General features: G+C 55.6%; 28 protein-coding genes. 26 read left to right on the top strand and 2 right to left on the bottom strand.

Annotated elements, in window-relative coordinates:
* The first annotated feature begins 7 nt into the window (after nucleotides 1–7).
* The 9 genes from AC50YL_RS27915 (at nucleotide 8) to AC50YL_RS27955 (ending at nucleotide 10,075) form a co-directional block, all read left to right on the top strand.
* Complete coding sequence (locus tag AC50YL_RS27915) at nucleotides 8–1,330, top strand: carbohydrate ABC transporter permease (RefSeq protein ID WP_494836299.1); 1,323 nt, start codon at nucleotides 8–10, stop codon at nucleotides 1,328–1,330.
* A gap of 45 nt (nucleotides 1,331–1,375) precedes the next feature.
* A complete protein-coding gene (locus tag AC50YL_RS27920) occupies nucleotides 1,376–2,140 on the top strand; it encodes an SDR family NAD(P)-dependent oxidoreductase (protein WP_494836300.1) in 765 nt (254 codons plus the stop codon).
* 49 nt (nucleotides 2,141–2,189) lie between these two features.
* Nucleotides 2,190–3,323, top strand: a complete 1,134-nt coding sequence (dgoD, locus tag AC50YL_RS27925; protein ID WP_161745576.1) for a galactonate dehydratase — start codon at nucleotides 2,190–2,192, stop codon at nucleotides 3,321–3,323.
* A gap of 598 nt (nucleotides 3,324–3,921) precedes the next feature.
* Complete coding sequence (locus AC50YL_RS27930) at nucleotides 3,922–4,404, top strand: hypothetical protein (protein ID WP_494836301.1); 483 nt, start codon at nucleotides 3,922–3,924, stop codon at nucleotides 4,402–4,404.
* 270 nt (nucleotides 4,405–4,674) lie between these two features.
* Nucleotides 4,675–5,682, top strand: a complete 1,008-nt coding sequence (locus tag AC50YL_RS27935) for an iron-hydroxamate ABC transporter substrate-binding protein (RefSeq protein ID WP_494836302.1) — start codon at nucleotides 4,675–4,677, stop codon at nucleotides 5,680–5,682.
* 287 nt (nucleotides 5,683–5,969) lie between these two features.
* Nucleotides 5,970–6,374, top strand: coding sequence for an acyl-CoA thioesterase (locus AC50YL_RS27940; protein ID WP_494836304.1), 405 nt, complete (start codon nucleotides 5,970–5,972; stop codon nucleotides 6,372–6,374).
* A gap of 157 nt (nucleotides 6,375–6,531) precedes the next feature.
* Nucleotides 6,532–7,914, top strand: a complete 1,383-nt coding sequence (gene fumC, locus AC50YL_RS27945) for a class II fumarate hydratase (protein ID WP_494836724.1) — start codon at nucleotides 6,532–6,534, stop codon at nucleotides 7,912–7,914.
* A gap of 110 nt (nucleotides 7,915–8,024) precedes the next feature.
* Nucleotides 8,025–8,987, top strand: a complete 963-nt coding sequence (locus AC50YL_RS27950; protein ID WP_494836305.1) for an aldolase catalytic domain-containing protein — start codon at nucleotides 8,025–8,027, stop codon at nucleotides 8,985–8,987.
* Nucleotides 8,988–9,472: 485 nt separating this feature from the next.
* Nucleotides 9,473–10,075: a hypothetical protein gene (locus AC50YL_RS27955; protein WP_494836307.1), complete on the top strand. Its 603-nt coding sequence runs from the start codon at nucleotides 9,473–9,475 to the stop codon at nucleotides 10,073–10,075.
* A gap of 236 nt (nucleotides 10,076–10,311) precedes the next feature.
* Here AC50YL_RS27955 and AC50YL_RS27960 read toward each other — a convergent pair whose 3' ends face one another.
* Together AC50YL_RS27960 and AC50YL_RS27965 are read right to left on the bottom strand one after the other, a co-directional pair.
* Nucleotides 10,312–11,814 carry a recombinase family protein gene (locus AC50YL_RS27960; protein ID WP_494836308.1) on the bottom strand — a complete coding sequence of 501 codons (1,503 nt, stop codon included), beginning with the start codon at nucleotides 11,812–11,814 and terminating at the stop codon, nucleotides 10,312–10,314.
* Nucleotides 11,815–11,863: 49 nt separating this feature from the next.
* The gene (locus tag AC50YL_RS27965) at nucleotides 11,864–12,250 is read right to left on the bottom strand and encodes a helix-turn-helix domain-containing protein (RefSeq protein ID WP_494836309.1); all 387 of its coding nucleotides are present in this window, start codon (nucleotides 12,248–12,250) and stop codon (nucleotides 11,864–11,866) included.
* 215 nt (nucleotides 12,251–12,465) lie between these two features.
* Between AC50YL_RS27965 and AC50YL_RS27970 the strand changes: the two genes are divergently transcribed.
* The 17 genes from AC50YL_RS27970 to AC50YL_RS28050 all read left to right on the top strand — a co-directional run bounded on the left by AC50YL_RS27970 (nucleotide 12,466) and on the right by AC50YL_RS28050 (nucleotide 22,632).
* Nucleotides 12,466–12,717 (top strand): hypothetical protein, encoded by a 252-nt coding sequence (locus AC50YL_RS27970; protein WP_494836310.1) that lies wholly within the window; start codon nucleotides 12,466–12,468, stop codon nucleotides 12,715–12,717.
* A gap of 42 nt (nucleotides 12,718–12,759) precedes the next feature.
* The gene (locus AC50YL_RS27975; RefSeq protein ID WP_494836311.1) at nucleotides 12,760–12,918 is read left to right on the top strand and encodes a hypothetical protein; all 159 of its coding nucleotides are present in this window, start codon (nucleotides 12,760–12,762) and stop codon (nucleotides 12,916–12,918) included.
* Nucleotides 12,919–12,952: 34 nt separating this feature from the next.
* The gene (locus tag AC50YL_RS27980; protein ID WP_494836313.1) at nucleotides 12,953–14,653 is read left to right on the top strand and encodes an AAA family ATPase; all 1,701 of its coding nucleotides are present in this window, start codon (nucleotides 12,953–12,955) and stop codon (nucleotides 14,651–14,653) included.
* A 5-nt stretch (nucleotides 14,654–14,658) separates the two neighbouring features.
* Nucleotides 14,659–15,549: a RecT family recombinase gene (locus AC50YL_RS27985; RefSeq protein WP_494836314.1), complete on the top strand. Its 891-nt coding sequence runs from the start codon at nucleotides 14,659–14,661 to the stop codon at nucleotides 15,547–15,549.
* Nucleotides 15,550–15,553: 4 nt separating this feature from the next.
* Nucleotides 15,554–15,766, top strand: coding sequence for a hypothetical protein (locus AC50YL_RS27990; protein WP_494836315.1), 213 nt, complete (start codon nucleotides 15,554–15,556; stop codon nucleotides 15,764–15,766).
* A complete protein-coding gene (locus tag AC50YL_RS27995) occupies nucleotides 15,763–16,509 on the top strand; it encodes an MBL fold metallo-hydrolase (protein ID WP_494836317.1) in 747 nt (248 codons plus the stop codon). Before AC50YL_RS27990 ends, AC50YL_RS27995 begins: the two co-directional genes overlap by 4 nt.
* Nucleotide 16,510: 1 nt before the next feature.
* Nucleotides 16,511–16,735: a hypothetical protein gene (locus AC50YL_RS28000; protein ID WP_494836318.1), complete on the top strand. Its 225-nt coding sequence runs from the start codon at nucleotides 16,511–16,513 to the stop codon at nucleotides 16,733–16,735.
* 5 nt (nucleotides 16,736–16,740) lie between these two features.
* Complete coding sequence (locus AC50YL_RS28005) at nucleotides 16,741–17,571, top strand: phage replication protein O (protein ID WP_494836319.1); 831 nt, start codon at nucleotides 16,741–16,743, stop codon at nucleotides 17,569–17,571.
* A complete protein-coding gene (locus tag AC50YL_RS28010; protein ID WP_494836320.1) occupies nucleotides 17,498–17,845 on the top strand; it encodes a replicative helicase loader/inhibitor in 348 nt (115 codons plus the stop codon). Before AC50YL_RS28005 ends, AC50YL_RS28010 begins: the two co-directional genes overlap by 74 nt.
* A 185-nt stretch (nucleotides 17,846–18,030) precedes the next feature.
* Nucleotides 18,031–19,323: a replicative DNA helicase gene (locus AC50YL_RS28015; protein WP_494836321.1), complete on the top strand. Its 1,293-nt coding sequence runs from the start codon at nucleotides 18,031–18,033 to the stop codon at nucleotides 19,321–19,323.
* Nucleotides 19,320–19,586 (top strand): hypothetical protein, encoded by a 267-nt coding sequence (locus AC50YL_RS28020; RefSeq protein WP_494836743.1) that lies wholly within the window; start codon nucleotides 19,320–19,322, stop codon nucleotides 19,584–19,586. Before AC50YL_RS28015 ends, AC50YL_RS28020 begins: the two co-directional genes overlap by 4 nt.
* A complete protein-coding gene (locus AC50YL_RS28025; protein WP_494836322.1) occupies nucleotides 19,498–19,725 on the top strand; it encodes an IDEAL domain-containing protein in 228 nt (75 codons plus the stop codon). Before AC50YL_RS28020 ends, AC50YL_RS28025 begins: the two co-directional genes overlap by 89 nt.
* Nucleotides 19,680–20,240 carry a hypothetical protein gene (locus AC50YL_RS28030; protein WP_494836323.1) on the top strand — a complete coding sequence of 187 codons (561 nt, stop codon included), beginning with the start codon at nucleotides 19,680–19,682 and terminating at the stop codon, nucleotides 20,238–20,240. The genes AC50YL_RS28025 and AC50YL_RS28030 overlap by 46 nt, the downstream gene beginning before the upstream one ends.
* 58 nt (nucleotides 20,241–20,298) lie before the next feature.
* Nucleotides 20,299–21,339: a DNA cytosine methyltransferase gene (locus AC50YL_RS28035; protein ID WP_494836324.1), complete on the top strand. Its 1,041-nt coding sequence runs from the start codon at nucleotides 20,299–20,301 to the stop codon at nucleotides 21,337–21,339.
* Between the two features lie 50 nt (nucleotides 21,340–21,389).
* A complete protein-coding gene (locus tag AC50YL_RS28040; protein ID WP_494836325.1) occupies nucleotides 21,390–21,563 on the top strand; it encodes a hypothetical protein in 174 nt (57 codons plus the stop codon).
* Nucleotides 21,564–21,732: 169 nt separating this feature from the next.
* The gene (locus AC50YL_RS28045) at nucleotides 21,733–21,963 is read left to right on the top strand and encodes a hypothetical protein (protein WP_494836326.1); all 231 of its coding nucleotides are present in this window, start codon (nucleotides 21,733–21,735) and stop codon (nucleotides 21,961–21,963) included.
* Nucleotides 21,964–21,978: 15 nt separating this feature from the next.
* The gene (locus AC50YL_RS28050) at nucleotides 21,979–22,632 is read left to right on the top strand and encodes a sigma-70 family RNA polymerase sigma factor (protein ID WP_494836327.1); all 654 of its coding nucleotides are present in this window, start codon (nucleotides 21,979–21,981) and stop codon (nucleotides 22,630–22,632) included.
* The last annotated feature ends 42 nt before the right edge of the window (nucleotides 22,633–22,674 follow it).

The following is a 22,674-nucleotide window of genomic DNA, read 5'->3' on the forward strand; positions in this document are numbered from 1 at the left end:
GCTCTCCATGGCTGCACGGGAAAACCGCATCAGGGAACGCGGCGCCTTGTCCGTCAAGATCGTTTCGTATTCGGTCGCCGCGTTCTTCATTATCGTCTCGATCGTTCCGCTCTTGTGGATGATCAGCTCGTCGATGAAGGACAACATTTCCATTTACGAATTTCCGCCGACCTGGGTGCCGACCGTTCCGAAATCGGTCAACATCACCTTGAATTACGACGGCACAAAGCTGCAGAAGCCGGAGGAATTCGAGCTGGACGCCATGGAGGCGATCTGGTTCACGTGGAAAAAAATGCAAAACGACGCGATCGGCGCCATGCGCGTGACAGGAATCAAGGACGGCCGCGTCGTATATAAAGCTTACATGCCCGCGTACAACTTCACGATCGGACGGCCGCAGATCGTGCCGACCCAGCTCGCCACGGACGCGACGATGCGGATCAAGCTTCCGCAAATCCGCGAACGGGGCTTGACCGAATTCCGCATGCTCGGCTCCGGCGGCGCCAAGTACGACGGCCCGGCGACGGTCCCGGCCGAGCTGCCGGAGACCGCGAGCACGGCGCAGCGGCTGATCACGGAATCCAAGGTCGTCAAGGGAGAATTGCAAACGATTTCAGAGTCGGGGGACTGGAAGCGCCTGTTCGATAATTACATCGTGCTCTGGCAGAAGGCCAGCGGCGACAAGAACGCGTACGGCTTCCCGCACTTCCTGATCAACAGCGTGATCGTGACGGGAGCGACGATCCTGTTCCAGCTGCTGGTCGGCGGCATGGCGGGCTACGCGCTGGCCCATCTGGTCCGCCGGCGCATCGGCGGCTGGCTCACGCTCTTCTTCGTCGCGACGATCATGATTCCGGAGCTGGCGATCCTCGTGCCGCTCTATTTGACGATGGATAAGCTGCACCTGGTCAACACGCTGTGGGGCATTATTCTGCCGCATACCGCGTGGGGAATCGTCATCTTCCTGTTCAAGGGCTTCTTCGAGCAGCTGCCCGGCGAGCTCATTCAGGCGGGCAGGATCGACGGCGCTTCCGAGGTGCATATCTTCTGGCGGATCATCATTCCGATGTCGACGCCGATCTTCACGGTCGTCTCGGTCATGACGTTCATCGCGGTATGGAACGAATTCCTGTGGCCGCTCGTCGTGGCGAAGTCGCCCCAGGTATGGACGTTCACGGTCGCGCTGAACGATTTTCAGAACCGGCAGAGCATGGGGGCGAACGTCATCATGTCCAGTCTCGTCATTGCCACCATTCCGCTCATGATCATCATTATTTCCTGCCAGAAGCTGATCGAGAAAGGCGTGTCGTTTACGGGGCTGAAAGGATAGCGGCGGCGGTCGCGGCCGAAGGCGCAAGGAAGAGAGGGAATGCAGGTGGAACGCAAAGTAGCATTGGTTACGGGCTCCGGCCGGGGCATCGGCAGAGGCATCGCGCTGGCGTTCGCGAGAGCGGGCTACGATGTCTGCGTGAACTACAACCGCAGCGCGGAGAAGGCGGAGGCCGTCGTGCGGGAGATTCGGGCACTTGGCGTGCGGGCCGAATCGGTGCAGGCGGATATCTCGACGATCGAAGGCGTCGACGCGCTGTACGACGGGGCGCGCGCGGCGTTCGGCCGGCTCGACGTCAGCGTGGCGAATTCCGGCATTACGCGGATGCGGCCGTTTCTCGAGACGACGCCGGAGCTGTACGACGAAGTGATGAACACGGATTTGAAAGGGCTTTATTTCTGCTCGCAGCGGGCCGCGCGCCTCATGGCGGAGCAGGGCACGAAGGGCGCGCTGATCCATATCAGCTCCAACCATGCGGAGGGCACGTGGTCGAACGCGACGGTGTACGCCGCGGCGAAGGCGGCGGTCAACAAGCTGACGAAGAACATGGCGCTCGACCTGGCCGGCTACGGCATTCGCGTCGTCGGCATCGCGCCGGGCTACACCTTGCTCGGCGAGCCGAAGGATGAGCAGGTGCGCGAACGCATTGCCGGCGTGGCCTCGCGCATCCCGCTAGGCCGCTTCGCCACGACGGACGAGGTCGGCGAAGCGGCCGTATACCTCTCCTCCGACAAGGCGGGCTATATGACGGGGACGACGGTGTACATGGACGGCGGAGCGCTGCTGCCGGTATGGGCGGATAAAGGCTAGCCGAAGCGAAAGTAAATCCAAAGCGAAACGCAAGAGGAGACGAATCGTTATGAAGATCACCGATATGAAGCTGTACCATGTGAAACCGCGCTGGTTGTTTCTCAAGATCGAGACCGACGAGGGAATCAGCGGCTGGGGAGAGCCGATCGTGGAAGGGCGCGCGCTTACCGTCGCGACCGCGGTGGAGGAGCTGAAGCGTTACCTGATCGGGGAGGATCCGCTGCGTATCGAGCATCATTGGCAGGTCATGTACCGCGGCACGTTCTACCGCGGCGGCCCGGTGCTGGTCAGCGCGATCAGCGGCATCGAGCAGGCGCTGTGGGACATCAAGGGCAAGTTCTACAACATGCCCGTCTACGAGATGCTCGGCGGCAAAGTGCGCGAGACCATCCGCATGTACAGCCACTGCGGCGGCGCGACGCCGGACGAGATCGCGGCGAACGCGAAGAAGCGCATGGAAGCGGGCTTCACCGCGATCAAGATCGGCGTGGACGCGCCGGTGCGGCAGGTCGACACGCTGGCGTTCGTGGAGAACGTGACGAATAAGTTCGCGGCGATCCGCGAAGCGGCGGGCAGCGGGCTCGACATCGCGATCGACTTCCACGGGCGGGTCAGCCCGGCGATGTCGATCCGGCTCGCGGCCGCGCTGGAGCCGTATTATCCGATGTTCATCGAAGAACCCGTGCTGCCGGAGAACGTGGACGCGCTGCTGCGCGTGGCGCAGTCGACGAGCATTCCGATCGCCACCGGCGAACGGCTGTTCACCCGCTGGGGCTTCCGCGAGGCGCTCGAGAAGGGCGCCGTCGCCATCGTCCAGCCGGATCTGTGCCATGCCGGAGGCATCTTCGAAGGCCGCAAGATCGCGGCGATGGCCGAGGTGCACTACGCCTCCGTCGCGCCGCATAACCCGCTCGGGCCGATCTCGCTGGCTTCCTGCCTGCAGCTCGATGCCTGCACGCCGAACTTCCTCATCCAGGAGCATCCGTCCATGGCGGAGAAATGGGACCTCGGCGAAGGCTACCTGAAGCGGCCGTTCGTAGTCGAAGGCGGCCACATCGCCGTGCCGCAAGGACCGGGCCTCGGCATCGAGATCAACGAGGAAGCGCTGATCGAACGCGGCTACGGCGGCGATTGGGATACGCCGAGACTGGCGTACGACGACGGCTCGTTCGCGGAATGGTAAGCGCATAGCAAGGCATATCGCCGGGTAAATGTAAAGAATTAGGAGCTGTTTCTTGCGTGCCATGGCCGCAGGGGCAGCTCTTCTTTTGTCGTATTCGGGAGCATGCATGAATTGCGTATCTCTTATTTCTAGCGGTTTTTTAAGCGGCTGGCAAAAAAATATATCTATATTTTTCCATTCGTACTATGATCAAGCATAAGCACGTACAAAGGGAGGAATTGTGATGTATTTTTGCATTAGATGCAACATAACACATGTACATTCCACAACCGAAACGATTTTCTTGGGCGGATTTACCAAAAAAGAAGGTCAGGTCATAAGCGTAGGTTACTGCAAAGCTTCCGAATCCATTAAAACCATTTCAGATAGCCTTGAAGAGCGATTAGCCTACCTAAAAAGACATGCTTGCTGATCGCGACTTGCGGCCGATCGCGCTTCCGCCGTTTCTTTCCGAGTCGGCTCCGCTTCCGCCGGGAATAGGATAACCGCATGGAATTTTCCATTGACGTTCGCACCGAACTGATTTAAACTCGTAAAAGTGAATTTCATGTCAGGTTTCGTTTTGCTGATCCTTTTACGAAAGAAAGGTTGCTGCGCGATGTTGATTCGATCCGTCGGCCTCGGCTTGTTCATTATGTTCGTCTATTGGCTGTCCTCCCGCGGGCCCGGCATGCATATGCTGTTCTTCCCGACGCTGGGGGCTTTCGGCTTCCTCTTCATTACCCGTTCCCCGCGGCTGCCGGAGCTGCTCGGCATCGCCTGCTGCGCGGTGCTCTCCTCCATCGTCGGCACGCTCGCTTACGCCGTGGACAGCGGCATGGTATCCTTGTTCGTCAGCACGTTGATCGTGATCTGGCTCGTCCGTACGCTCAAGCTGAACGCGCCGCCGATCATCGCCGTTTCGCTCATTCCGTTCTTCGCGCATCCCGCGGATCTATGGATGGCTCCGCTGTCCGTCGCCGTTTCGCTCGGCGGCTTGCTGGCCGTGCTTGGCCTTGTCTATGCCGTCGAACGCCTCGTGGCCAGAACAAGAACCGCGATCCCGCTCGGACAGGGCGTGCGGATGGACGTCGATCAGTAGGTTAGGCGGGCGGTACGAATGACTCATTAAGGCGGCTTTGGTCCTGATTTTCCGGGACTAAGGCCGTTTTGTTTTATCCGCAGCATTCATAAGACGGTTTGTTTCCGAGTGGCATCACGTGCCGGACAATGGCCGGCGACGGGGTTTGCTGCGCGTGGTGCTGCAGCCCGCTGGCGACGGCGGCTTGATTTTAAAGATTGCTAATCGATGCAAGTTATGCTAATTTTATTTATGATAATGATAATCAATATCAATTAGGAGGAATCGGTTTTGCGCAGATTTAAGTTCATGCCGGTTGTGCTTGTGCTTTCAGTGGGAATGGCGCTGCTTTTTGGGGCTTGCGGGAACACGCAGGAGAATGCGGGCCAGAATGGCGGGAAGGCAGGAAATGCCGCCTCGTCCGTGACTGAGCCTGCCGGAGATGCCGCGTCCGGAGACGCTGAAACGGTCACCTTCCAAGCGGGCAACGGCGATATACAAGTGCCTAAGAATCCGAAGCGGATCGTAGACTTGACCGACTTCTATACCGGCTATTTCCTGGCGCTCGGCGCGAAGCCGGTCGGAGTCGGGGAGGGAGCCATGGGCAACCCCTACTTCAAGGGGATGCTGGACGGCGCAGTCAGTATTGGCGGCGACGCATCGCCGGAGAAGATTCTCGAGCTGAAGCCCGATCTTATCGTGACGTACACCGGTACGGAAGGCATTGATCAGTTGGAGCAAATCGCGCCCGTCGTGGCGATCGAATACGGCAAGAAAAACTACAAGGATCAAATGCTGGATTTCGGCAAGCTGACCGGGAAAGAAAACGAGGCGAAGCAGTGGGTCGACCAGTGGGAGAAAAAAATCGGCGAGCTGAAGCCGCAGGTTCAGGAAGCCGTCGGCAATAAAACCGTGTCGATCATTAACCCGTACGCGAAGGGGCTGTACGTATTCGGTCACAACTTCGGCCGAGGCGGCGAAATCATCTACGGCGAATTCGGCTTGAAGGCGCCGCCGGAAGCGCAAAAAGCCGCCATCGACAGCGGAACGGGCTGGGCCTCGATCTCGCTCGAGAAACTTCCGGAATTCTCCGGCGACATCATCTTCACTTGCGCGTGGTCCGGCGATACCAGCGATCCGAAGATCGTCTACGACAGCCCGATATGGCAGGGACAGCCGGCCGTCAAAGCGGGACATGTGTTCCAGCTGAACCCGAAGGCCGACACGTATAACGATCCGATCTCGCTGGACGCGCAGTTGAAGTTCATCTCGGAAAGCTTGCTGTCCGTGACTTCGTAAGCCCGATCATCCGTATTCGTCAGGGAAGCGGTGCATCCTTCACGCGAAAGGGACTTGGCCTCGGGGCCGGGTCTCTCTTCGTTTTGGTGCGCGTACCGTTTCCGATCGCATCCGTTGGACGGAAGACCGTAGTTTTCGCTGCCTACTATGATTGCCGGCCATGCGTTAACGTCCAAGGTTGAGCCGCCGTTTTGACAATCGCTCTTCGGAGGGCTACCATATGTGCAATCGATGCAGATGCCGGCGCAAGCGCGATGTCGGCGATGATGCGAAGGAGCGTGGAGAGCATGGGGGGCGTCAGCCTGGAAATCGTCGTCAGGTCGACGGAGATCGATGTCAACGGACATGTGAATAACGCCAAGTATCTGGAGTACTTGGAGTGGGGCAGGGAGGAATGGTACGAGCGGTCCGGCCTCTCGTACCAGACGTTTCTGGCGCTGGGCGTCCAGACGGTGACGGTCAACATCAACATCAATTACCGCAGGGAATGCAGGCAGGGGGACCGGTTGACGATCGTGACGGAAGCGGAGCGGGCCGGCCGCACGAGCTACGTGCTGAAGCAGGAGATCTTCAACCAGGCCGGGGAACGATGCGCGGACGCGCTCGTGACGAGCGTGGCGATGGACGCGCGGACCCGCGCGAGCCGGGCGATCCCGGAGGAGCTGCGGGCGCGTTTTCCGACCCGGCCCTAAGCAGGGCCGTATCGCATACCCTGAATTAGGCAATCATGGATAGAGGCGGCGCATGATGATTCATGCATCGCCTATTTACTTGAATATAGAGGTAAGCGCATGTCTTCGACATATGCCGCAAGCGGCGGAGAATCAAGCATAGGAAGGGGCAAGCATGATGGACTATCGGATCGAGAAGGACTCCATGGGCGAAATCAAGGTGGACGCCGACCGGCTTTGGGGGGCGCAGACCGAGCGCAGTCTCCATAATTTCAAGATCGGCACGGAGAAAATGCCGCGCGAGCTCATTCAGGCGTTCGCGTACCTGAAGAAAGCGGCCGCCGTCGTGAACGGGGGACTCGGCAAGCTGGACGAGGCGAAGGCGGGCGCGATCGCCGAGGCGGCCGACGAGATCGTCGCCGGGCGATGGGACGGCGAGTTTCCGCTTGCCGTCTGGCAGACCGGGAGCGGCACGCAGTCGAACATGAACGTCAACGAAGTGATCGCGCGCCGCGCCGGGCAGCTGCTGGCGGAGCGCGGCGGCGATGCCTCCGCCAAGGTGCATCCCAACGACGACGTGAACCGCTCGCAGAGCTCCAACGACACGTTTCCGACCGCGATGCACGTCGCGGCGCTGATCGCCGTCGAAGATGACGTGCTGCCCGCCATCGCGCAGCTGAAGGCCACCCTCGCGGAGAAAAGCGCGGCATTCGCGGACATCATCAAGATCGGCCGGACGCATCTGCAGGACGCGACCCCGCTTACGCTGGGCCAGGAGATCAGCGGCTGGGTCCGCATGCTGGAGAAAGCCGAGCGGAACGTCGGCACGGCGCGCGAGGAGCTGCGCGAGCTGGCGATCGGCGGCACGGCCGTCGGCACGGGGCTGAACGCGCCGCCGGGCTTCAGCGACAAGGTCGCCGATGCGCTAGGCGGCTTGACGGGCAAACGGTTCATCGGCGCGCCGAACAAGTTTCATGCGCTCACGAGCCACGACGAGCTTGTCTTCGTGCACGGCGCGTTCAAGGCGCTGGCGGCGGATCTCATGAAGATCGCCAACGACGTCCGCTGGCTGGCGAGCGGGCCGCGCTGCGGCATCGGCGAGCTCCGCATTCCCGAGAACGAGCCGGGCAGCTCGATCATGCCCGGCAAGGTGAACCCGACCCAATGCGAGGCCATGACGATGGTCGTCTGCCAGGTCATGGGCAACGACGCGGCGATCGGCTTCGCGGCTAGCCAGGGCAACTTCGAGCTCAATGTGTTCAAGCCGGTCATCATCCACAACTTCCTGCAATCGGCGCGGCTGCTGAGCGATGCCATGCGCTCGTTCGACGAGCACTGCGCCGTCGGCATCGAGCCGAACCGCGAGGCGATTCAGAAGCATTTGAACGAATCGCTGATGCTCGTGACGGCGCTGAATCCGCATATCGGCTACGAGAATGCCGCGTCGATCGCCAAATCGGCGCACAAGGAAGGGCTGACCCTGCGCGAGGCCGCCATCCGCAGCGGGCTGATTTCCGCCGAGAAATTCGACGAGGTCGTGCGAGCGGACGCGATGATTTGAGATGATTTCAGACCGCTGATTCGCTTTAAAGCGACAAAATTTTTTTTGCGTTCATGGCAGATTTCAAGTATGATTATTAAAAAAAGCATGGATCAAAGGAGTACACGCACATGACCGCAAAGAACAATAATTGCAAAATCGTCGACTGCACAATCCGCGACGGCGGGCTCGTCAACAATTGGGATTTCAGCGTCGAATTCGTTCAGCACCTGTACCGCACCTTGAACGATGCAGGCGTGGACTATATGGAGATCGGGTACAAGAACTCTCCGAAGCTGCTGAAAGGCGCCGAATCCGCAGGACCGTGGCGCTTCCTGGACGATGATTTCCTGCGCAAGGTCATTCCGCATAAGCTGAACACGAAGCTGTCGGCCCTCGTGGACATCGGCCGCGTCGACGAGAACGATATTCTTCCGCGCGAAGAAAGCCTGCTCGACCTGATCCGCGTCGCCTGCTACATCCAGGACGTGGAGAAGGCGCTCGAGCTCGTGAAAGTGTTCCATGACCGCGGGTACGAAACGACGATCAACATCATGGCGTTGTCCAACGTCATGGAAAATCAGCTGCTGGAAGCGTTCGAGCTGATCGAAGCAAGCGTCGTCGACGTCGTGTACGTGGTGGACTCCTACGGCAGTCTGGATCCGAAGGATTTCGACTACCTGATCAGCAAGTTCAAGAAACATCTCCCGAGCAAGCGTCTCGGCGTGCATACGCACAACAACATGCAGCTGGCGTTCGCGAACACGCTCGCCGCCGTCGACAAAGGCGTGGAGCTGCTGGACGCATCCGTTTACGGCATGGGCCGCGCGGCAGGCAATTGCCCGACGGAATTGCTCGTCGCCCATCTGAAGAACACGAAATACAACGTGCGCCCGGTACTCGACATGATCGAGAAGTACATGATTCCGCTTCGCGAGAAGGAAGAATGGGGCTACATCATTCCTTACATGATCACGGGCATGCTGGACGAACATCCGCGTTCGGCCATGGCGCTTCGCGAGTCCGAGGACAAGGACAAAGCGGTCGATTTCTACGACAAGCTGACGACGCCGGAAGTGCTGCACAGCAAATAACCGAAGCATCGACAAGCTTCCGAACCGACCCGGTTCGGAAGCTTTTTGCGTATTCGAAGGCCTGCATCGCCTTTTTGGCATCTATCGCACGGTATGGACCGCGCATGTTTTTATTGTGTTTCGGCCTATTTCGCGCTATGCTCTTAACAAAATTTTGTACCGGCCGCATATAAAGAAGAGTGGCGCGGAGGAGCGCTGCCGCGGCGCCGATCGCTTGCAGGCGCGGCTTTTCCGGGCGGTTCCGCGCTCGCGGGCCGGATCAAGCGACGGCCAAACGCATTCCCAAGCCCGTGCGGGCTCGTCCCGGTCCTCTTGTTCATGCCGCGGGCGATATTGAATTGGCGGGATGCATCCATTACAATAGAGTCCATTCTACTTTTTTACGGCTTCGGCCGTCACTCACGGCGTTCATGTTCCGCCGCTCGCCAAATCTTTCGTTCGCAACAACCGGATTGGCATTATAACGCTGGAGGAGTGTTTGCCGCATGTACAAAGCCTTGACGTCGATCGCGGAACGATTGGAATCCCGCCAACCCCTGCAGGCATTGATGCCGAAGCGCGCATGGGACGCTGCGTTGGAACAACAAATCGAAGATCTGCCGCTCATTACCGCGGCTACCCCGCGCGCCGACTTGCCTGCGTTGATCGCGCTGAAAGCGGGCCTGCATCTCCTCAACGAAAGCTTGGCTGCCTCGCATGCGCATGCGCAGGAGATCGAGGACGACGCGACCGGCTGTTACTGGCACGGCATCATGCATCGCATGGAAGGCGATTTCTCGAATGCGAACTATTGGTTTCATATGGCCGGTGCTCATCCCGCGATGCAGCGGCTGCAGGAACGGTCCGCGGACTGGGTGCGGAACAGCACGATCCTGAACGATTTGCCGGACGGGGCCATCCGGGACGGACTGGCTGCCATCGCCCGGCAATCGCGTTGGAACGCAAGCGCGTTTACCGGCATGATCTCGCTCCAGGAGAGCGGCAGCGTCTCCGAGGAATCCAGGGGCGCTTTGGAATATTTGCAGCATTTGGAATTGGCGGAGCTGTTCGCGCATACGCAGCAGGCCGCGCGGCACGCGATCGCATAATTCCGCAAAAGGCCGTATTCGCCCGTAATGGAGCGAATACGGCCTTTTTATTTTGCGTTTGCCATAACGGTTGCGGACTGGAGTGCGACCGCATAGGCGCCAGTTCGCTTCGCAGAACTTCTATTCTTTCCTTCGCTTGAAGAAAAACCAGTTCGCCTCGCCGAATTTTTATTCTTTGCTGCGCCTAAAGAAGTACCAATTCGCCTCGCCGAACAAATTTCTGTGCTATTAAGAAATCAGTCCTCTACAACGTCTTTTCTTGGCACAAAGCCTACGATTGCAACCTTTATCTTCCGTGCTCGCTTCTTCTCTTTCTCCGCGCTAATGGTGATCGATTCGAAAATTGCCCGCAAGAACATCCGCTTTGCCTCGACGTCTTCAATATCCGGCCACGTCGCCCGGACGTCGCGCATAACGCTATTCAGTTCCTCCGCCGTCCATCGAGCCGGTTTCCGTTCCTGTTCTTTTTCGATTTCAGATACTTCTTCCCTCAAAGCAGTCTCAAGTGCGTTGTCCTCTTTGTTCAGTTCCTGAAGCTCTTCCAGCGTGATCGCCTTCTTGCCGTATGCGTGAATCCATTGTTTCTTTCGCTCTTTGATTTCCGCCAACTCGTTCGCAATGTCCTTCAGTCGGTCCGCAGCCGTGTCTTCGTTATCTTCCTCAGGTTGTTGCAAATTACCGATCTGCGTGGACCAATCGTCGAGAAAGGCTTTCGTAACGTCTTCTTCCCGGATGTTCGGCAAGTCACACGTCCCCAGAGCGCGAGCGCTATTGCAGCGATAGTATCTCCTGCGCGGCTCGCCCGGCAATCCTTCTTGTGATGATCCTGACAAGCTCGCCCCGCAGCGGGAGCAATAGAGCACGCCGGAGAACACGTAATTCGTGTGCAGCTTGAGAGAACCATTCCCGCGACTCGCCCGCAACTCTTGAAGTTCCACGTGTTCACGAATGGTTAAATACGGTTCGTGGGTTCCTTTTACCAGGGACGTTTCAATCGTGTCGCTTTGGTTGCCCCATCGAATCATGCCGTAATACACAGGGTTCATGAGCATGTAATACAAGACACTGTATCCCCATTTGCCTTTCCGTCGGACCCCGTTGACTTTCTTCGTCCTCGGATCGCGGGCCGGAATGCGTTCCTTAGTGAATACCTTCGCAATGGCGGCAAAGCCCATTCCACTCCGGTACATGTCTATGAAGCGCATGTATACCGCGCCTTCGGTAGGATTCTTGACGAGTTCGCCATCTTCCCCTATATCGTACCCGTAAGGGGCCATGCCGCCATTCCGCTCGCCTTTCTTTGCCTTCGTCTCCATCCCGACCAAAACGCGCTCACCCAGATTCTCGCGTTCCCATTGCGCCATTGCGCCGACGAGAGTGATGAAGAATCGGCCCATCGCGGAAGTGGTATCAAACATCTCGGTTGCCGACCTGAATTTGACGTTGTACTTATCGAATAGCAGCAGGAGCTCGTGGAGGTTAAGCACCGATCGAACCAGCCGGTCCAGCTTATAGACGAGCACGACGTCGATCTTCCCCTTCTTAATGTCTCGGATCATACGTTTCATTTCCGGGCGCTCCAGGTTCTTGGCGCTGTATCCGTCATCGACGTACAGGTCAGTAACGGTCCAACCTTGCGAGTTGGCAAATTCCCTCAGTCGGCTTTCCTGCGCTTCGATGCTGTAACCTTCTTTGGCCTGTTCTTCTGTGGAAACCCTTGTGTAAACGGCCGTCCTCATCTGCTTGTCCTCCATTCTTGGATAAAAAAAAGGCCCCGGAGCTGGGGGATTACTTTCTATCCGAGATGATCATTTTTCGCATTCTCGCGGTGAATTTAATCAATTCGTCGTACTCTTCATTAGTCAGTTCTTCTTTGGCAATCATCATCTCTTGAATACCCTTGTCCAATCCAACGGAAGGTTGATCATTTTCGCCTTCCTGAAGGTGGCCGGCTGCTTGCATAAGTTGTTCATATGTAACGCCATTAATGGCATGGTCTGCGAATTTCTTGATAGTTTGAGGATTTGGTGGGGTTTCAAGCATGCCGCGCAACAATCTTGAAATATGAGAAACTGTAACCCCGCAACGTTGAGCGTACTGGTTCATAGAACGCTTTTCGCCTTTCGCCAATGTAAGAAGATCGGCAAAAGCTTTCCGGTCGAAATTGCCCGTCATAACTGGGTCCTCCTAATATTGTCCTAATCTTGTCCGAATATTGTCCAGCATTTGTCCTTTTCTCTGTTGTTTACATTATCACGATTCATTGCTTATAGTCAATAAAATAAATAGCAAAATTATTCCAAGATATTTATTGACTACAGACAACAACACATGATATATTTTGATCCCAAGGAATTATTGCCCACAGACAAAGGAGGTGAACACAGCAAATGGTGGTTAACAAAAAAGCTCTTCGACAACTAATGGTTACCAAAGCTCCAAGCAAGAACGGCGAAGGCAATTACAATAAATTTGCACGCGACCTGCTCGTAAGCCCGCCGCAGTTATACCGTATTTTGAATGGGGAAAGCCTTGCGGGCCCGAAGTTCCTTGGAAAGCTGATCACTTACTGCAACGCTCAAGGTTTGGACTATCAAGAGTATATTTTTTTGAATGGTCCTTTGCCTGTAGACAAAGGATAGCCAAACTCGAAAGGATTCATACGTCGAAAGTGGGTGAAAAAGTTGGAACATGAAGCAACAACAATTGCCAGAATGATCGAGAGCATCATGGACCGTGTTGATTCAAACGAATTCCCGCCCGAAGCCAAAGAAGCAATAACGGTTCACTTGCACGAGGCTTGCGTCGAACTCGACTCCATCGTGAAGGAGAAAACAACATGAAAATCAACCTCGATCCCGTCAAGGTGACGGCAGCATGGCAGAAGTACATTGTCCCGGCGATTCTCAAACAATCGCCGGAGGACTTCAAACCGAAACCGGAAGTGAAAAAGGAGGCTGGGTGAATGTTGGACATTGCTCTTATCTTCTTCGCTTTGATGGCAATCGGACTTGTAACCATGTTTTTCAATCCCAAGGAGGAAACAGCGAAATGAAACAAACCGAAATCAAACGGCTCGAGATGTGGGCCTTCAAGTCTCACAAGCATCTTCTAGTAGAGTTCGGCCCCGTTACTCGCATCAACGGCGAGAACGGGGAAGGCAAGTCTTCAATCGGCGACGCCATCACCTGGGACCTTTTCGGCTGCGACACACTCGGCAATCAGATGACCAAGAACCTGTCGCCGGAGCCGACCAACTACGAATACGACATCGTGCACGTCCAACTCCTTCTCCAGGTCGACGACAAGCAAGTGCTGATCGGCCGGATGATCGAGAAGGGCGCCATGAAGTATTACATCAACGACGTTCCGAAGACGGCGGCCGAGTTCAAAGCCATCGTTGAAAGCTTGTTCGATAAGAATCTGTTTTTGTCGCTGTTCAACCCGGCGTATTTTTTTTCGCAAAAACCGGAAGATCAGCGGGCTCAACTGGTGAAAAGCGTGCTTCCGCCGGCAAATTCCGTGGTGCTTGCAGAGCTGCCGAAGCCGCAGGCGGACAAGCTCGGACCGCTGCTTAAAAAGAATTCACTCGCCGAACTGGAGGCTCAGCACCGGGACAAGAAGAACCGTCTCGACAAGGCGCTTATCGCTGCGAAGGAACGGGTCCGGACGCTCCGGGAGCAGCAACGTGGGCTAATCGATTTAACCGACGACGAGAAGCAAGAGCTCGCCGATACGCTGAAATCGATTAACGAGAAGATCGTGGCGACAGAAGCGAAGCAACGCGAGGCGATGCAAATCAGGTCGAAGATAGACCGGTTGACGGCAGAGCGCGGCGGGATCAAGGACCAAGCGGAAGCGGTAAAACGGAAACACGCTGACGTTAAGGCGACTCCGATCGCTGAGCATTGCGACAAATGCGGTCAGTCATTGGACGAGCACTCGCTTCATAAAGTCGCGGAGCATCATCAAAACGAGCTGAAGACGATCGCCTCGCATTATAACGAGCTCGCCGCCAAGCACAAAGAACTCACGACAGAATTGAACAGTCTGGACGCCGTCGATTTTGATCCCGACGATTTACGGCTCATGTATGAAAGCCGCCAGGAAGTCACTGATGAACTTCGATCTGCAGGATCGAGAGATGAACTGCTGCAGCAAATCACCGGTGCCGAACTGAATGAGCAAGAGACGCATGACAACTTCACGGAATCGGTCTTCATTCTCGACGCGGTCAAGGCGTTCAAAGCAAAAGAAGCGGAGCTTATGGCCGGGAAGATTGGCGAACTGTTCACGACTCTTACGCTGCAGCTATTCCAGACCAACAAAGGCGACGGCGAGCAGAAGCCTCACTTCGAGGTTGAGATGGACGGCAAGCCATATCGGAAGCTTTCTGTAGGCGAGAAGGTCCGCGCCGGGCTGGAGTTGATTGACGTCATGTCGAAGCAAAACGAAATCATTATTCCGTGCATGATCGACAACGCCGAGAGCTACACCGGAAAAATCAGCTTACTCGGACAAGCCATCATCTGCCGGGCGATCCCGGACAAAAAACTTGAAATCAAAATGGAGGAATAGAACCCATGAACAAAAACACGCAGTTGCAAGCAATCGGAGCGATCGGCGAATTCACTGAGGCGGACATCGAAACGATGCGCCACACGTTGGCGAAGGACGCCAACCAAGAGCAGTTCGCTTTGTTCGTCCGCACGGCGTCGGCGGCCGGCCTGAATCCGTTCCTCAATCATATCTATTGCATCGTGTACAGCGGCAAGATGAGCATTCAGATCAGCGTGGAGGGCATCGTGTTCCTTGCCAAGCGCGTCGAAGGATACCAAGGTATTGACACGCAGCTCGTGCACGACAACGACGAGTTCGAGGCCAGCATCGACAAGGACGGCCGTTGGGTCATCGATAGCCATAAAATCAAGTTCCCGCGCGGCAAGGTTATCGGCTGCTACTCCATCGCCTACCGCGAAGCTTTCCGGCCGGTCACAGAGTTCATGGAAGTCGACGAGGTCCAGCATCACCTTTCCGGGAACAACGCGGCTAACTGGAAGAAGTACTTCAACGACTTCTTCAAGAAGACGGTCACGAAGCGATCGGCAAAGCGTCAATTCGGCATCGAGGTCAGCGAGGACGAAGCGCCGGCCAGCGGGGGCGGCGAGGTTCCTGCTTATGAACCAGTACGCCGCGACATAACGCCTGAGGTCGTAGAGACGCCGCAACAACCGCAGGAACAGCAAGAGAGCAATGAAGGAGATAAAGTCGCTGAGAAGTGGCAGCAAGTCGGCGAACGGTTTAAGAAGCTCGGCATCACAGAGAAGAAGAAGCAGGCGGCATATCTGACGCAGAACCTTCGGATCAAAGGTGATTCGGCGACGGTCCAAGAACTCATCGGCCTGATTAAAGTCATGGATCTCGAAATCGAAGAACAATCGTCGGGCGACGGACTCGACCCATTGGAGGGATAAACGAATGGACATCTATGCAAAGAAAGGCACAAAGGTTGTTTTCCTCAACCGTAACGGGCATAATCACGAACCGGCAGAAGCAAGAGCAATTGGGCTTGTTGAATACGGGGTGTACACGGTCGAGTTTACCGACGTTGGCGGCTGGCACACTGACGTTTATCTCGCGGAATTCCCTGGGTATGGTTTCAATTCTGTAATGTTCGGGGCATCTGAATGATGGACGTCAAAATCCTAGCTTCCGGCAGCTCCGGCAACTGCGTATGGATCGGCAACGGCGAGACGTCGGTCGTCATCGACATGGGCCTCCCGAAGACCAAGATCGAAAAGATCATGCTCGAGCGGGATATCGATCCTACCAAGATCGACGCCATCTTCCTGACCCACGAGCATAAGGATCACGTCATGGGCGCGAGCATGGCGGAGAAGTACAAGATCCCGCTGTACGCCAGTGAGGGCACGCTGAAGGGCGCTGGGCTGCTGGATACCGGTAAGGTGCTAAAGAAGGGGATCACACTGAATGCGATTAGCCCGGCCTGCCTGGCGGTCACTCCCTTCAACGTCTCGCACGATGCCTTCGAGCCTTTCGGCTACACGATCCGGGGGATGGCCGGTAAGGTAACGGTTCTCATGGACACCGGCATCGTAACGCCGGACATGCTCCGCGCGATGGCACACAGCGACATCTATGTGTTCGAGTGCAATCATGACGAGGACATGGTCGAGAACGGTCCGTATGATCCGAAGACGAAAAGCCGGGTACTCTCCGACGTCGGACATCTTTCGAACCGGGCGGCAGCCGAATCCCTTGCTGAGCTGATCAGGGGGCGCGGGGAACAGATTTACTTGACGCACATGTCGAGCAACAACAATATGCCGGCGCTCGCTCTTGGGACGGTCCGGCGCGCTCTGGCGGCCAAAGGATTCAAAGCAGGCAATCATTATACGATCGAGGCGGTGTGACATGTTTAAGCTTTCCGAGGAAGAGCTGACGGGCGTCCGGCTGCAACTCGCAATGCAATCCGTCCAGCATTACGACCGCAGAACGGTATGGCTCCTGATGCGGCATATCGAAGCGCAGGAGGTTGAAATCGAAGCTACGAACCGGGCGGCCGATCGGCTGCAGGACAAAGTGATCTCCTTGGTCCGCAAAAAATCTTTATGGCGGCGCATATTCCGCAAAGGGTGAGGTGAATGCACGGATACATCAAGGACCACAGGCGGGAGCTTGCGAGTGACATCTGGGTGATGCCGCCGCTGTACCACAGGGTGTGGCAATGGCTCAAATACCGGGCCAATCATGACGACGCGGAGGTCCCATTGGGCGACGGTTCGACGCTGCTGATCAAGCGCGGCCAGCATCTAACGTCGGTTCGGAAGATCGCTGTCGGCATCGCGTGGTACGAGCGCGGATTATGGAAAGAGCCGAACCCGAAAACGGTCAATGAAATCCTGAAATGGCTGGTCGATAAGGGCATGATCAACGTGGACAATGGTAACAGGAAATACACGCTCATAACCCTTATAAACTGGGACACTTACCAGCTTTCGTCCGATGAAAGTAACGCCAAAGAAACAGGCAAGAGGCCGAAAAAACCGAAGCAAATCGAAGAGCGTTACATCGGAATGGCCGAGTACTTCCACGGTAAAATCATGGCTCACGCCGAGATCAACAAAGTCGCGCATCTCGTGGAAAAGGCGGACTTCGAAAAATGGGCGGAAGAGTTCAAGAAAATCATCGAGCTCGACAAGCGGGACAGAAAAGAACTTCAGCGGGTTATCGATTGGGCAACGGCCGATAGCTTTTGGCAGAAGAACATCTTGAGCCCGAGCAAGCTCCGCAAACAGTATCCGCAGCTTGTCATGAAGATGAGCGCACCGGCAGCGCGGCAGCCGAGCCGGGCGCAGAACAACCAATCATTCCTGCAACAGAAATTGAAGGAGGTTCAAAATGAATCAGGAGCAAACGGTCAAGCTTCTGGCGGTAATCTCTACGGCTTACCCGAACATGCCCGAGATGAATGACGCGCAATTCGGACTATGGGCGAACATGCTGCATGGCGTGCCGTTTGATAAGGCGCAAGCGAATCTCCGGGAGCACATCCTTTCCAACCGGTTCCCGCCGACGATCGCGGACATCGCCCGGCACGATCCAGCCGTGAACGTCGACTATGCCCGACTGCGGGAAGAGACGGCCGAACGCTTTGCCGAGATGGATGCATGGGAGCAGAAGGCGTTGCCGGAATGCCCTGAAGAATATCGGCCGAAGTTGCTAAATGGAGGGAAGGACAATGAGTAGCGCATGTGTCTGCCATTTAAACGAATGGTGCTTTTATTGCGAAATGTACTCGCCATTGGAAAGAAGGTTTGAGCTTAAAGAAGCCGAAAACGCCGCATTAAAGCAGGAGAACGAAAAGTTAAAGCGGGAGATCGAGCAGCTTAAAGCTGAGAAGTTCGCACCTCGTCCGATGGGGTGGTGGTAACGTGCAGCATGAAGCTGAAACGGCGGTGCTCGGCTCCATCCTCAAAAAGCCCGAACTCATTGACGATTGTTTCCTGCAGCCGGAGGAAATGGAAGACGGCCAGCATAAGCTGATTCTGAAATACTTCTTCTTCCTCTCAGAAAACGACAAGCCAATCGACTTTGTGACGATGGCCGAGACATCCGGCAAGAACCTTGAGAAGATTGGCGGCTTCGCTTACTTGGTGAAGCTCAGCGATTCGGTACCGTCAACGGCAAACTTCGATTATTATCAGGGCATCATCCGGAAGAATTACATCACGAGGGAAACAATGGGCGCCTTGGACGAGTTGAAGACGGCCGGCGAGGGCGGGCTGCAGGCGGGCGAACTGATCGCGGCGGCGCAGGAACGGCTTGAAAAGCTGGCAGACAAGGCGGGGCCGGGGCGCGGAGCCGTTACGAAAATGTCTGAAGTGGTCAAGGATCACGAGAAGGAGATCATCTCGCGGCGGAACCGCAAGGGCATGACGGGCGCGAAGACGGCGAGCAAGGACCTCGACCGGCTGACCGGCGGGCACCAGGACACGGACCTTGAAATCGTCGCGGCGCGGCCATCGATCGGAAAAACGGCCTTCATCGTAAACGACATGCTCGAGACGGCTCGCACCGGGCGGCCGGCGGCACTCTTCTCCTTGGAGATGGCGGCACCTAAGATCGTCGAACGGTTCCTCTGCTGCATGGGCAACATCGACTCGACCAAGATGCGAACCGGGCAGTTCGATGACCGGGATTGGGAGCACTGGAGCTACGCGAAGGACGAGCTCGACATGCTGCCGCTCTACATCGACGACACGCCGGGCATGACCATCCAGGACATCAAGCAGAAGGCGAAGCAGCTCAAGAAGGACAATCCCGGCATTGTGATTTACGTCGACTACCTGCAGCTTGTCCATCCCGGCCGGAACATGCCGGTTCGCGAGGCCGTGACATACGTCGCCCGGCAGCTCAAGCAGATCGCGCGCGTCAACATGTGCCCGGTGATTGCAATCAGCTCTGTCAGCCGATCGTGCGAGCAGCGGCCAGACAAGCGGCCGATGATGTCCGACCTGAAGGAATCCGGGGACATTGAGTTCGAAGCCGACATTATCGAGTTCCTTTACCGGGACGACTATTACAACCCGCAGACGGAGAAGAAGAACATCATCGAAATTATCGTCGCGAAAGGCCGGAACGTCGGCACCGGTACCGTCGAGATGATGTTTAATCGAAAGACTGGGCGCTTTCTCAATCTCGATCGGGAGGCGAAGACATCATGAAGCAGGAGATCACCAATGACGAGCAGCACGAAAAGGCACTCGCATGGCTCGTGGAGAAGGCAACGATTCTATCAGACCCACTGTTCTCTGGACCGGAACGGGACAAGCTTGACCGCACCTATGATTATGTAACCGAGCAGATCCTTGATTATCAACGAAGGGAGCGCGAAGCGTATGAAGCCAAGCGAGCTGACATTCGCAAGACTGGTATCACTGGCGGCCGAGTTGGTTCTGGACAAAGCCCTCCGCGACTTCAAGATTGAAACCCTCCGGCGCGATATTGACGCAGCATTGAAAGCCGGCGACCGCATGGAATTTGATTGGCTTGTCAAAGACTTGAAGGAGGTTTTGGCGGAATGCGATTCATCGGAATCGACCCAGCAACCTGCACAGGATTCGTAGCTCTTAATGAAGCCGGCGAAGTCATTAAAGAAATCGAGCTCGGCAAGTCCGTAAAAGGCGGTCTAACCATCCCGCAGCTTGTGGCGCTTGAGAACACCCTGTACAAGCTGCTCGAAGCGGAAGACGTGATAATGTTCGAATCGCCCGGCATGGCGACTCAGAAGGCCATCACGACCGGCATGATCCACGGCGGCCTGCGCTCCATCGTTCATCGCAAGGGAATGAGCTTCGGCGAGGTTGCACCGGGCCAGGTGAAGAAGTACGTCGGCGTCACTGGCTGGAAAGGTGAGGAAGGAATCAAGGTGCGTCTTGAAGGCCCGGAGAAGAAGGCGGCAATCAAAGCGGCGGTGCTTGAGCATTACGGGTACACCCACAATAGTGACAACGTAATCGACGCGTACATCATCGCACAGATTGCGAGAGACTTATGGAGTTTTCGGTCAAATGACGGCATCATGCCTTTTTATTCCGTGGCGCCCCATCAATTCGAAGTCATTGAAAATCTTTTGGCCTGATGCTTATTTTTATGCACGTTCCTTTGTCTGTAGTACAAGTTTATAGGGAGGTATAGACATGAAACAATACGACGTAACACCGCAACAACCGAACAACGGCCTGACGGTCGCGGAATTCTTCGCTGGCGGCGGACTAATGGCGGTAGGGTTGAAGACCGCAGGATATGACATCATCTGGGCCAATGATTACGACCCTGAAAAAAACGCAAAAAAAGAGCAACCACAAGTAAGGAGTTATCGGCATAACATCGGTGACCATATCGTGCAAAAGAACGTGCTGGAGCTAGAAATGCACGAGATACCGGACGCCGACGTTATCGCGGGCGGTCCTCCATGTCAAGACTTCAGCATTGCAGGGCTGGGAGCAGGTGAGAACGGAGATAAGGGAAAGTTGGTTTGGGACTATCTAGACAAGATAAAAAGCAAGCAGCCGAAGGCTTTTATCTTCGAAAACGTAAAGGGATTGATCCATAAGCACCGAAGAACGTTTGACGCGCTCCTTCTTGAGTTCGAACGAATCGGTTATGCAGTCTCATGGCGGCTGATAAATTCTTGGGATTACGGTGTTGCACAGAAACGAGAGAGGGTTTTTGTTGTCGGCATAAGAAAGGACTTGAAGTTTTCATTCAAGTTTCCACAGCCTGTAGCTAGCGACATTCGATCACAAGTCTTGCAAGATATAATCGGGGATATACAGCAGTTTTATCCGAATCATGAAAAGGACGATAAACTACCGAATTACGTGCAAAACATCGTCGATGGGAAAAGCAAAAGCAACTTTGGAAAAATGCCTTTTGCGGAAATGGACAAACCAGCTCATACGATGCTCGCATCTTATGGGGCTAAAAAACCGCAGCAGATATTTGACAAGTCTCGCCGCTTCACTGTACGCGAATGTCTCCGAATTCAATCAGTGCCTGATTGGTATGTGTTGCCGGAAGAGCTTTCTCTCTCAGCTCAGTACAAAATCATCGGTAACGGCGTTGCTTCCCGCGTGGCATGGTATCTCGGACGGGCTTTAGCCGAACAACTTCGGGCGGCTTTCGAAGCACAGGCAGGCGCACAAGAGGCTGCAGCAGGCAACCAGTATAGCTTTTAGTCTGCCCATATCGTTCTCTAGAAACAACAAAATCACGAGGTGTTGCCTTTATGAAATGGGAGACTGCAAAGCGGCATGAGCTGTACGTCATCGCCTTCGACGATCTGTTTGCAACGACCGCCGATAAGCTCGCGGCGGCTGCCGAGATCCAGCGCCGCGACAGCCTGAAGCATCCGCACCAAACTCGCAATCAAATCAAAGTGAAGGGGATGTATTCGAAATGAAATTGCTTCGTGAAGTAGAGTCGCCGGCGAAGGTTGTCGGCGTAATCTCAAATAAGCACCGGGTTGTATGGACCGTTAGCTCTTACCGAAAGGACCGCCGCACCGGAGCAACAACGAAAACGCCGTTGTCCGATTATTGGGCAGCATTGGGCCGTAGACAATGGCGGGCATGAAGGACAAACGGATTACGAGCCGGCAGGCACTTGAGATCCTGCACGACTATTATGACAGCCTGGAACTAGCGAGCCTATCCGCAATCGAGAAAACATTACGTGAGCAATTCGGCATTGGGCCGCAGCGCTTCGAGCGCTTCAAGGCCGCATATCTGGACAAGCTTGGCGCCGAGGCGGAGAAGATGGCCGAAGAGATGCAGAAGAAGATCCGACGGCGGATCAAATAGGAAAGGAATGGCGGTATGGATAGAACGGCACTAATTACAGACAATCTGAAGCTTGTGCATGACCTTGCCAATAAGTACAAACCGAAAGTCAATGATCGCATGGTTGATTATGACGATATCTTTAGCGAGGGGTGTATAGGGCTTATCAAGGCTGCGAAAACGTTCGACCCGGACCTAGGGTTTAAGTTCTCGACCTATGCAACCAAGACAATTTGGGGCTACATGCTCCGGGCGTTCGGCCGCAAAGGGGGCTTCAATGTCCCGCAGCACATCGTTGAGTTAACTCGCGTAATCTTCCGTGAGGGGATTGCGGAGAACACGGCGCAAGAGATTTCCGAACGCCTTGGTTGCCCGCTGAATTGGTCAAAATGGGCGCTACATTATATCGGTATCCAATCCTTATCGATGGAATTCCGACAATCCGATGGCGAAGGCGATGCTTTCGATAACATCGTTCCGCATTACGATGATTTATCTTCGGCCTTTGTTGAGGAATTTATAGGATCGTTGAGGCCGACACAACGTGAAGTAGTTGAGATGGCTTTGGAAAGCAAGACTTACCGTGTGATGGGTGAAGAGCTTGGCATTTCCTTTCAGGCCGTCAGCAATCGCATGAACCGTGTCAAACGTCACCTTGAAGAGTACAACCAGTTAGCGGCAGCGGAATAACGGGATACGTATGCCCGTGCCTTTCTCCACAAACAACAAAAT

The organism is Paenibacillus sp. J22P277 (assembly GCF_059383675.1).

Coding starts and splice junctions, on each gene's coding strand:
- AC50YL_RS27915 (WP_494836299.1), top strand. CDS start 8: ATGGCTGCACGGGAAAACCGCATCAGGGAACGCGGCGCCTTGTCCGTC.
- dgoD (WP_161745576.1), top strand. CDS start 2,190: ATGAAGATCACCGATATGAAGCTGTACCATGTGAAACCGCGCTGGTTG.
- AC50YL_RS27930 (WP_494836301.1), top strand. CDS start 3,922: ATGTTGATTCGATCCGTCGGCCTCGGCTTGTTCATTATGTTCGTCTAT.
- AC50YL_RS27940 (WP_494836304.1), top strand. CDS start 5,970: ATGGGGGGCGTCAGCCTGGAAATCGTCGTCAGGTCGACGGAGATCGAT.
- fumC (WP_494836724.1), top strand. CDS start 6,532: ATGGACTATCGGATCGAGAAGGACTCCATGGGCGAAATCAAGGTGGAC.
- AC50YL_RS27950 (WP_494836305.1), top strand. CDS start 8,025: ATGACCGCAAAGAACAATAATTGCAAAATCGTCGACTGCACAATCCGC.
- AC50YL_RS27955 (WP_494836307.1), top strand. CDS start 9,473: ATGTACAAAGCCTTGACGTCGATCGCGGAACGATTGGAATCCCGCCAA.
- AC50YL_RS27960 (WP_494836308.1), bottom strand. CDS start 11,814: ATGAGGACGGCCGTTTACACAAGGGTTTCCACAGAAGAACAGGCCAAA.
- AC50YL_RS27965 (WP_494836309.1), bottom strand. CDS start 12,250: ATGACGGGCAATTTCGACCGGAAAGCTTTTGCCGATCTTCTTACATTG.
- AC50YL_RS27970 (WP_494836310.1), top strand. CDS start 12,466: ATGGTGGTTAACAAAAAAGCTCTTCGACAACTAATGGTTACCAAAGCT.
- AC50YL_RS27980 (WP_494836313.1), top strand. CDS start 12,953: ATGGCAGAAGTACATTGTCCCGGCGATTCTCAAACAATCGCCGGAGGA.
- AC50YL_RS27985 (WP_494836314.1), top strand. CDS start 14,659: ATGAACAAAAACACGCAGTTGCAAGCAATCGGAGCGATCGGCGAATTC.
- AC50YL_RS27990 (WP_494836315.1), top strand. CDS start 15,554: ATGGACATCTATGCAAAGAAAGGCACAAAGGTTGTTTTCCTCAACCGT.
- AC50YL_RS27995 (WP_494836317.1), top strand. CDS start 15,763: ATGATGGACGTCAAAATCCTAGCTTCCGGCAGCTCCGGCAACTGCGTA.
- AC50YL_RS28000 (WP_494836318.1), top strand. CDS start 16,511: ATGTTTAAGCTTTCCGAGGAAGAGCTGACGGGCGTCCGGCTGCAACTC.
- AC50YL_RS28005 (WP_494836319.1), top strand. CDS start 16,741: ATGCACGGATACATCAAGGACCACAGGCGGGAGCTTGCGAGTGACATC.
- AC50YL_RS28010 (WP_494836320.1), top strand. CDS start 17,498: ATGAATCAGGAGCAAACGGTCAAGCTTCTGGCGGTAATCTCTACGGCT.
- AC50YL_RS28020 (WP_494836743.1), top strand. CDS start 19,320: ATGAAGCAGGAGATCACCAATGACGAGCAGCACGAAAAGGCACTCGCA.
- AC50YL_RS28025 (WP_494836322.1), top strand. CDS start 19,498: ATGAAGCCAAGCGAGCTGACATTCGCAAGACTGGTATCACTGGCGGCC.
- AC50YL_RS28030 (WP_494836323.1), top strand. CDS start 19,680: ATGCGATTCATCGGAATCGACCCAGCAACCTGCACAGGATTCGTAGCT.
- AC50YL_RS28035 (WP_494836324.1), top strand. CDS start 20,299: ATGAAACAATACGACGTAACACCGCAACAACCGAACAACGGCCTGACG.
- AC50YL_RS28040 (WP_494836325.1), top strand. CDS start 21,390: ATGAAATGGGAGACTGCAAAGCGGCATGAGCTGTACGTCATCGCCTTC.
- AC50YL_RS28045 (WP_494836326.1), top strand. CDS start 21,733: ATGAAGGACAAACGGATTACGAGCCGGCAGGCACTTGAGATCCTGCAC.
- AC50YL_RS28050 (WP_494836327.1), top strand. CDS start 21,979: ATGGATAGAACGGCACTAATTACAGACAATCTGAAGCTTGTGCATGAC.